Source organism: Stenotrophomonas sp. PD6 (genome assembly GCF_049199305.1).
Lineage (GTDB): Bacteria > Pseudomonadota > Gammaproteobacteria > Xanthomonadales > Xanthomonadaceae > Stenotrophomonas.
In genome coordinates this window covers 1-6,007 of the sequence record NZ_JBLZQD010000033.1, presented here as the reverse complement: position 1 = coordinate 6,007, position 6,007 = coordinate 1, and the positions used below count along the sequence as shown (strand labels likewise).

Sequence of the window (6,007 nt, the reverse complement as noted above, 5' to 3'; positions counted from 1 at the left end):
GGGCGGGGGGCCCCCCCCCCGGGGGCCGGGCGCCCCCCCCCCCCGCCCCGCCCCCTGGGCCCGGGGGCCCGGGCGGGCGGGCCCGGGGGTCACCTGCTGCAGCACGCGCCCGTCCAGGTCGCGTTGCTGCAAGCCGCCGGACGAACCGCTCCACACCGTGCCGCCATCGCAGATCACCAGCGACTCCACCACGCCGTCCAGCACACGGTCGGCCGACGCATCGCGCCCCCAGCGCCGCAACGAGTCACTTCCGGGGTCGTAGCGCAGCAGCGCCTCGTGCGAGCCGATCCACACCTGTCCGCGCGCGTCTTCCACCACCGACTGCAACCACTGGGAGCCATCCACCCAGGTGCGGTGCTGTTCGATCCGGCCCGTCGCCGGGTCGAAGCGGTCCAGCGCGCCATGCGTGCCTACCGTCCAGATGCCGCCATTGGCGGACGCCGCCATGCCCAGCACATAGCCGTTGCGCAGCGAGGCGGGATCGTCCTCCAGCCGCGACAGTACCGAGAACTGCCACCAGCGCGGCAGCAGGTGCCACAGGCCGCTGTTGGTGCTGGCCAGCCAGATCCCGCCTTCGCGGTCTTCATAGGCGCCGGTCCAGTTCGGCCGGACCTGGCCGCGCGCGACCGCACTGTACAGCGGCACCTGCAGGAACTGGTTTTGGTAGGCACGGCCAAGCCCGGAACGGGTGTCGAGCCAGTACCCGCCCTGCTCGTCGCGCAGCATCATGCCGAGCACCTGGTCGTTCCCGCTCACCTTCCACGGCGCCGGTTCGAAGCGGCCGTCGGCACGCCGCACCACCACCCCGGCATTGGTGCTGATCCACAGGCTGCCATCCAGCTCGGCGGTCAGGCCGTTGATCAGCGGCTCTGGCAGCAATGCCGCCGGCACCCGTTCGAAATCGCGCCCGGTCCAGCGGGCCAGCCCGGCCTTGGTACCCACCCACAGGCTGCCGTCGCGGGTGGTGGCCATATGCGTGACCGAGTCCGCCGGCAGGCTGTGCGGATTGCCGGGCTCGGGCATGTAGCGGGTGATCGTGCCGTCGCGATCCATCCGGTGCAGCCCGCCACCATAGGTCCCGAACCAGAGCGCGCCGTCACCGGTGGACGCCAGGCTCCAGACGGTGTTGCTGCCGATCACCGGGTTGCTGGTGCGGTCGAAGAAGCGCAGCTCGCGCCGGTCCGCCGACATCATCGCAAGGCCTGCATTCTCGGTGCCGATCCACAGTTGGTTGCGCGCATCCACGTGCACGCTCCACACATGGTTGTCGCGCAGGCCATCGCCGGCGCGCCAGATCCGGTAGTTGCGTCCGTCGAAACGCGCCAGCCCGTCGTTGGTGGCCAGCCACAGGTACCCGTAGCCGTCCTCGGCCATGCGATTGACGGTATTCGAGGGCAGGCCGTCGAACACCGTCAGCTGTCGCGGTGTCGGTGGTACCGGTTGCGCCACCAGCAGCGACGGCCACAGCCACAGCATCCCGAACAGGAGCAGCCAACGCAAAGGCACCACCAATGGTTCTCCCGGAGCGGTTCAAGGCCGGGGCGCGCAGCGCGGCACCGGGCGGGACCCGACGCAACTGGCCCGGATCGGCGGAGTAGATGGTAAACGCTTCGCCGGGCGGCGACGAACCCTCAGCCCGGGCCCGCCTCGTGCAGCGCCGCGCGCAGCGTATCGCTGCAGGTCGGCTTGCGCAGCAGCGCCGTCGCACCGGCGGCGATTGCCTGCCCCGCCAGCCCCGGCGTGTCCCGATCGGTCATCGCCAGCACCGGCGCGTGGAAACCCTGTGCACGCATCAGTCCGAGCAATGCCAGCCCATCCAGACCGGGCAGTGCGAGATCCAGCATCACCAGATCCACCGGCGCCGCGGCCAGTTCGGCCAGGGCGGCCAATGCGTGCGGCACATGCACGGCCCGGTGCCCCAGTTCGGCCAGCAGCCGGCAACCCAGCGCGGCGGTGGCCGCATCATCATCCACCAGCAACACCCGCCTGCCGGGGCCGGACCGCGTTGTCGCATTCCGTCGCTCCAGGCCGAGCGCTGGTGGCGCGGCCGGCAGTGGCAGGCTGACCAGCACCCGCCACTGCCGCCCCGCCCCGGCGTGTACGCGCAGCCGGCCTCCCAACGCACGGGTCATGCGCCGGGCGCGAGCCAGCGCCGCGGACAACGCCGCCGGGGTCGGCGCCGGGATGGCCACCCCGGCGCCCGACGCAAGGGGCAGACGCCGGTTGGCGGTGCCGCTGGCCGCGAACTCCAGCAGCAGTCCCTCGCGCCCCGGCCGCCACCAGACCTGCAGGAAAAGCCGCCCGGCGCCGGTCCGCGACACCAGCGTGGAGGCCACGCTCTCCATCATCTGCACCAGGCGTTCCGGGTCGCCCTGTGCATACGCCGCCGGCCCTACATGCACGCACAGCGCCACGGCCGTGCCACGCCTGCACAGCGGCAGTACCTGCCGGGCAAGCCACTGTCGGTGCGTCTGCGCCACATTGAACACGAGCGACTGTACCGGGGCGCAGCCGGCCTCCAGGCGCGCTTCGTCCAGGGCCTGGTTGACCCGCTGCAGCACGTGCAGCCCGCCCTCCCGGATGCGCTCCATCTGTTGCCGCTGGGATGCGTGCAACGGGGAGTCCAACAGCAGCTCGCTCATGCCGAGCATCCCGGTCAGCGGGGTGCGCACCTCATGACCCAGCGTGGCCAAGTACTGTTCCTTGGCATGCGCCGAGCGCACCGCGAGCGCGGCGCGCTGCTCCGACGCCTGCGCGCGGCGGGTCCGTGCCAGCCGGCGCAGGGTGGCCCACGTGCCGCCACCGAACAGCAGCGCCCCCGCCGCAACGCGCAGGCCGACGGTTGCCGGGTGATGCCATCCGCTACGCTCCACCTGCAACTGCAGGACGTGCGTGGCCGACCAGCGGCCATCGCCCAGCCGCCCCTGGAATTCCAGGCGGTGCTCGCCGGGTGGCAATTGCGGGAAGCCGCGGGTGCCGCTACGCCCCACGCGTATCCACTCCCGGTCCAGCCCGCACAGACGGAAGCGATATTGCTGGCCCGCCTCCACCGCGGTACCGAGCAGCCGGATGCTGACCTGGATGTCGCGGTCGCCCGGCCGCAGGTGCAGCGTCGGCTGCGGCGCCAGCACCTGCAGGTGTCCGTCGCGATGCACCTGCACCCGCTCGACCACCAGGGCCGGCTCGCCGGGACAGGCGGTCAGCCCCGCGGGATCGAATCGCACCACCGCGCCCTGCGGATGCAGCGCCAGCATATGCGTGCCGTCGGCGCGCAGCTGCGCGTTGAAGACCGCCTCGGGAACCCCGTCGCTGCGCGTGTACAGGCGCACCTTTCCCTCGCGCGGGCGCAGGCGCAGCAAGCCCCTGGCGCTGGTCGCCCAGACGGCGCCGTGTGCGTCGCTGGCCAATGACGTCAACCGCAACGGTGGCAGGCCCTGCCGCGCGTCCACGAACACGCCGGGCCGCGCTGCCGTGCCGGTGACCTGGTAGCGGCGCACGCTGCCGGCGCCGGCGATCCACAGCGCGCCGTCATCGGCAACGTGCAGCGCGCTGATCTCGCCGTGCACGCCCGACACCCGCTGCAGGCGCCCCGCCGTCCAGCGCGCCAGCCCCAGCCGCCCGCCCCACCACAGCCCTTCGGCGCCGTCGCAATGCACCACCCCGTCGTCTTCCCGCCCCAGCGGGACCTGCGCATCCCGGGGCCAGCGGCTTGCGGGGGCGCCGCCGGGTGGATGACGCTCGATCGTCCGGGCGGTGATCCGCCAGCGGCTGCCGTCGGCACACTGCAGCGCCTGCATCGGCCGCGCGGCGTCCAGCCGCATCGCATCCCGGGCAGGCAACGTCGGCGCCGTCGTCCCGGCCGGCATGAAGTGGCGCCAATGGGGCGGAAGACGCCACACCCCCCGCTGCATGCCCAGCAGCCAGACTCCCCCGTGCCGGTCTTCGAGCGCCGAGCGCAGGCGCGGCGTCGTGTGGTTGTCCGTAACGGCAACGGTCAGCCCGGGCAACGGCCCGCCATCGCCCTGCCACACCTGCGCGCCATCGCCCAACCAGGGTCCACCCCTGCGCGCGACGGCCAGTGGGCGGGTGTCGGCGCTGGCGTCCACCGGCTCCAGGCGCCCGCCGGACGCCGACCGCCATGGCCCTGCCGCCCCCCCGACCCACAGACGCCCACCGGCATCGACCACCAGTGCGGTGACGGGCGCGGTGCCCAACAACGCCGGTTCCGTCGCAAGGAAACGACCGTCACGCCAGCGCACCAGGCCATTGGGCGTGCCCACCCACAGCGTGCCATCGGCGGTCATCGCCAGATGCTCGACCGTGCGGTCGGGCAGGCCATCGCCACGCCGGGTGGGCAGGTACTGCCGCAGCCGCCGTTCCGGCCCCAATCGAAACAGGCCCGCGTCGCGCGTGCCAAACCAGACAACACCGTCGGGGGCAGGCAATACGACGCTGATCGCGGTACCCGCCAACGCCGGGAAGCGCACGCCATCGAACACGTCGATGTGTTCGCGATCGGCCGACATCCGCATCAACTGGCCGTGGCCGGTGCCCATCCACAGCTGGTCCCGCGCATCGGTGGCAATGGCCAGCAGTTGGTTGTCCGCCAGTCCCTGCTCCATCCGCCATACCCGGAAGCGATGACCGTCGAAGCGCGCCAGCCCGTCTTCGGTGGCGAACCACAGATACCCCTGGCGGTCTTCCACCAACTGGCGCACGGCGATGGAGGGAAGTCCGTCGGCGCTGGTGAAGCGCAGTGCGTTGTAAGGCGTTGCCAGCGCTGCGCCGGCGAGCAGCAGTCCCAGCAGCACCCCGCACAGCGACCGCGCAGCGGTGTGCCCTGCAGCGCTCATGCGCGCGCCCGGCATTGCGCGATCCCGGCCGCCAGCCGCGCGCTGGTCACGGGCAGGCGCAGAAACAGGTCGAATCCCCCCGCGCGCGCATCGCGTTCGGCGCAGGCATCGGCGCGCGGCGTCAGCGCCAGCCGCGGGACGCCGGGCCACAACCAGGGCAACCGCGCACTGAGGCGGGCGCCGTGCACCAGCATGTCCGGATCGGCGGCAATCAGGTCCCACGGCCCGGGATCGACATCGCGCAACCAGGTCTCCACCGTGTCCACGCCCGTGGCCCGGTGACCCTGTGCGCGCAGCAGCGCGCAGACCACGTCGACCGCACTGGCCGACGGCAGCAGCACCATCACCCGCAGGCTGCAGGCCGCCTGAGCCGTGCAGCCGTCTGCAGGCGACGACGACGCTGGCGTCGGATCCAGCGCGCGCGCCCACGGCAACACCAGCCGGAACTGCGTGCCCCGGCCGGGCTGACTCTCCACGTCGATGTCGCCGCCCATCGCCCGCGCCAGATCCCGGCTGATCGCCAGCCCCAGCCCACTCCCGCCGTGGCGCGCCGCCGTGTGTGCGCCTTCGGCCTGGCTGTAGCGCTGGAACAGCCGCTGCACCTGGTCGGTGCTCATGCCCGGGCCGGTATCGGCCACGCACAGGACCAGGCCGCGTCCCTCGGGACCGGCGCATGCAGTCAGGCTGACCTGGCCGCGGGTGGTGAACTTCACCGCGTTGCCCAGCAGGTTGAGCAGGATCTGGCGCAGGCGCTGGACGTCGCCGTGAAAACCCGCCCGCGCATCCAGGCTGCTGCTCCAGTGCAACGCCAACCCCTTGCTGTCCGCCGCCGGCTGCTGCAGCGCGTGCAGTTCGTGCAGCAGTGGGGCGAGTGCGAACGGGCTCCCCTGCAGTTGCAGCCGGCCCGATTCGATACTGGCCACGTCCAGTGCGTCGTCCATCAATCGCAACAGGTGATGCCCCGCGCGCTGCAGGCTGCCCACCTGCTCGCGCTGAATCGGCGACAGCGGGGACTGCAGCAGCAACTCGCTCCAGCCCAGCACCGGTGTCAGCGGGGCGCGTATCTGCCGGCCCAGGTCGGCCAGGAAGCGGCTGCGCTGCGCCGAGTCCTGTTCGGCCCGTTGCCGCCCGGCGCGCGCCTGCCGGCGCCGGGC

3 protein-coding genes are annotated in these 6,007 nt (G+C 72.5%); all 3 read right to left on the bottom strand.

Annotation, left to right across the window (positions count from 1 at the left end; genetic code table 11):
* Window positions 1-1,509, bottom strand: a 1,509-nt coding sequence (locus ACOZHM_RS20645) for a ligand-binding sensor domain-containing protein (protein ID WP_421571221.1), incomplete at its 3' end; no start/stop codon positions are given.
* Between the two features lie 122 nt (window positions 1,510-1,631).
* A complete protein-coding gene (locus ACOZHM_RS20640; RefSeq protein ID WP_421571220.1) occupies window positions 1,632-4,868 on the bottom strand; it encodes a two-component regulator propeller domain-containing protein in 3,237 nt (1,078 codons plus the stop codon).
* Window positions 4,850-6,007: ATP-binding protein (locus ACOZHM_RS20635; protein WP_421571219.1), on the bottom strand; the 1,158-nt coding region annotated here is incomplete at its 5' end. The genes ACOZHM_RS20640 and ACOZHM_RS20635, both read right to left, overlap by 19 nt.

Coding starts and splice junctions, on each gene's coding strand:
- ACOZHM_RS20640 (WP_421571220.1), bottom strand. CDS start 4,868: ATGCCGGGCGCGCGCATGAGCGCTGCAGGGCACACCGCTGCGCGGTCG.